Consider the following 2,992-nt stretch of genomic DNA (forward strand, 5'->3'; position numbering starts at 1 on the left):
TGCATGCTGGACGACGTCACGCTGCCCGACACCGGCACCTACAAGATCACCCTCGACCCACAAGGCACAGCCACCGCAACCCTCACCGCTAAGTTCACTGATCTGCGGACTCCTGGTTCGGTGCAGGCGGTGGCGGTGGATGCGCAGACGGTGGATGTGTCGTGGGTGCCGGTTGCCGGCGTGAGCTGGTATCGAGTGTTCCGCGACGGCGTGGCATTGACGGACACGGCATCGACGTCGCTGCGCGATACCCAGCTGGATGACGGGCGCGCCTACTCCTACCAGGTGGCCTCGCTCGACGGGTCGTCGGTGGAGTCCGCCAAGAGCGCCCCGGTGTCGGTGACCACGCCGCAAGGCGCGACAGGGCTGGTCAACTACGCCCGCTGCGGCGCCGCCAACGGACAAGACGGCTGTGCATACACCGCCAGCGTCGCGGCATCGCCCTACCACCCGGACACCGGCGGTCGATCGTTGACCGACGGACAACGGGGCAGCGTGTCCTACGGTTCGCAGTGGCAGGGCCGCGACGGCACGGGCACGTACTCGTTCGTCGTCGATCTCGGCCAGAGCCGGTCGATCAAGGAGATTAGCAGTGGCTGGTTCCAGGTGAAGTCCGACTTCGTGTTCCTACCGACGAAGGTGACCTACTCGGTCTCCACCGACGGGCAAACCTTCCAGCCCGCCGGAGCGGTAGACAAGCCGCTCGTGTCGGACGCGAACCAGGCCAAGAACTACCGGGCCATCGGACTGAACGCCACCGGCCGGTACGTCAAGGTCGTCATCGACGCCGGCAGCGCCTGGACCATGACCGACGAAATCCAAATCATGGGCCAGTAGCGCACAACGCCCGCCCCCCTCTTAATCCGCGGGTTCGGGAGTCGAAATCCCTGGCGGCACACCAGTTCTGTTCAAGGCCGTATAGCCAAGCGGCTATACGGCCTTGACCTTTGTGGGGCGTCGGTGGGACGTATGTTGGTGGCGTCGTATCGCCCGCTTGTGGTGTCTGCCGGTCTTGGTCACGGCCGGTTTCGGTGGTTGCGGGTGGCCGCACGGATGGAACGGCTCCAGATGCCGGGATGGCACCAGCTCAGCCGGTGGAGTCTCGCAGACAAGACCACGGGCGTCACGGTGCCGACACAAATGGCCAGCCTGATCCCACGGTTAATCGACCCATGCAGGTAGCCTGCACTCGGTGCATCCATCCCGGGCATCCGAGCGGTCATCGCCTCGCATAACATGGCCGATCTCGCCGCACTCAAGGAGTACGACAGAGGAGCAAGCATGAGGCGGTCGTGGCGGTCCTGGTTCTGGAACGTGCTGCTCATGCTGCTGACAGCACTCATGGCTGCTATCCTCACGATGGTCACTTTCGATCACGTCAGCAAAGGCAACTGGGCAACAGTCGCATTATTCGGCGTCATGTCGTTCATCGGCTGGGTGGGCGCAGTACGCGCCCTCACGATCGGGGTAACGACGACACCCCAAAAAGTGGTGAGCCGCGGCTTCACCAAGACGACGACCATCGCCTGGGCCGACGTCCAGGCCATCGTCGACCCAACCGAAAGCCCCGGTCCAGCCGGGACGCTCGGCGCGACAGCACCGAGCATTCTGCGCAAACGCCCCGGCAAGCCGAACGACATCGTCATACTCGACGGACTCGCCAACTACGGAATCGGCCGCCGCCGACCCAGCCTCGGCGAACGAGCCATCGCAGACTTGAACGAACACTTGAGCCAATGGCGGCGCACCCACCAGCCCGGAGGCTGACAGTCACCACCAAGTGTGAATAGCAATGCTTCCCCAAGCCCGAGCCCCGCATTGCCGCGCTACCGGGCGACCGTTCCTGACTGTGAGCCTGCCCACATACTCCGGTTCAGGCGGCACCGTCGGCGGGAACTGATGAGCGTCCCACGCTGCGGCACGTCGGCTGGTCAACCGTGGCGCCGCAGGTACCGACCTGATTCGATCGCCAAGTGCTCCGTGCCGCCGTTGGGGCTGCGGGCGATCAGCTGCCACGACTCGGGGTGGGCGTTGGCCACGACGGTGGGGGTGGGCCGAATGCCCGCCGCCCGGCCCGTACGGCGAGTGCAGCAAGGGCGGCGTTGGCGCCGCCGCCGATCACGGCGCCGATACCGAACGGCGCCACTCGTCCGAGGACGAGGATTCCTTGCTTGGTCCCGTACTTCACGACGAAGTTCTGCCCCAGCACCCGGTTGATCCGACGCAGCGTCTCGGTGGGTACCTTGGCGACGACCTGGCGGCCCCAGTGCTGCCCTGTGCGCTCGGCGATCTTGGTGATGGTGGTGGAGCCGCTTCCGCCGAGCAAGATTCCCAGCACGATGGTCCGGCGGCGCTCAAGTTCGTCGATCGGGACTGCGTGGACCTCGGCGATGGAGAGCGCGTAGAGAGCGCTGAGCTCCATGGAGGAGAGAGCCTCACCCGCGGACAGTGCGAGGGCGACTCCCGTACCGACGCCGGGCGCGGCGGCAACCCCGCCGACCGCGGCACCAGTGCCCGTCAGGGCGCTGACGTACATCCGCTCCAGATTGCGGATCACGCTTGCTGGTGAAGCTTCCGGGTCGCGCTGACGGGCCCGGGCGATGTTCTTGCGCACCAGCTGACCCTGGACGCTGAGGGGGCTGTCCAGGAGATCGAGGACTCGCTGCCCGGGCGCGGTCGCTGTCGGAGTCAGTCCGCCGGGCGCCGCTGTCATCATGCTCGAAGTCCTTCGGTCGTCGCGTCCGAATACTCTCCCACTCGATCCGACGCCCGGGTCAGCGGCTCAGCCGCGCGCCGCGGGTGAGGTCAGCGGCCGTACGGGGGTACTTCGGGCTGGGCTCCCTTTGTCAACAGCACACCGGCAACGGTGCATCGGCGGCTACCTGTTGATGCCGGAAGCGCGACGCTCGCTCGGCCTCGGCACCTTAACTAGTGCCTTATCTGTGAACGTTGAACGGGCAATCCGGTAGTCGGGGGTTGGTTCCGGCATCCT

Annotated in this window: 3 protein-coding genes; 2 read left to right on the plus strand and 1 reads right to left on the minus strand. The window is 65.9% G+C overall.

The window, feature by feature from the left end; genetic code table 11:
* Positions 1–837 (plus strand): discoidin domain-containing protein (locus tag IEY94_RS23060; RefSeq protein WP_189172355.1); only part of this gene is annotated, 837 nt, incomplete at its 5' end.
* Between the two features lie 399 nt (positions 838–1,236).
* Positions 1,237–1,767 (plus strand): hypothetical protein, encoded by a 531-nt coding sequence (locus IEY94_RS23065; protein WP_189172356.1) that lies wholly within the window; start codon positions 1,237–1,239, stop codon positions 1,765–1,767.
* A gap of 238 nt (positions 1,768–2,005) precedes the next feature.
* Here IEY94_RS23065 and IEY94_RS23070 read toward each other — a convergent pair whose 3' ends face one another.
* Complete coding sequence (locus tag IEY94_RS23070) at positions 2,006–2,614, minus strand: hypothetical protein (RefSeq protein WP_229784377.1); 609 nt, start codon at positions 2,612–2,614, stop codon at positions 2,006–2,008.
* Between the last annotated feature and the right edge of the window lie 378 nt (positions 2,615–2,992).

It is taken from the genome of Pilimelia anulata, assembly GCF_014647895.1.
Lineage (GTDB): Bacteria > Actinomycetota > Actinomycetes > Mycobacteriales > Micromonosporaceae > Pilimelia > Pilimelia anulata.

Bases quoted from the DNA above. Each gene is read 5' to 3' on its own strand.
- IEY94_RS23065 (WP_189172356.1), top strand. From the start codon at position 1,237: ATGGCCGATCTCGCCGCACTCAAGGAGTACGACAGAGGAGCAAGCATG.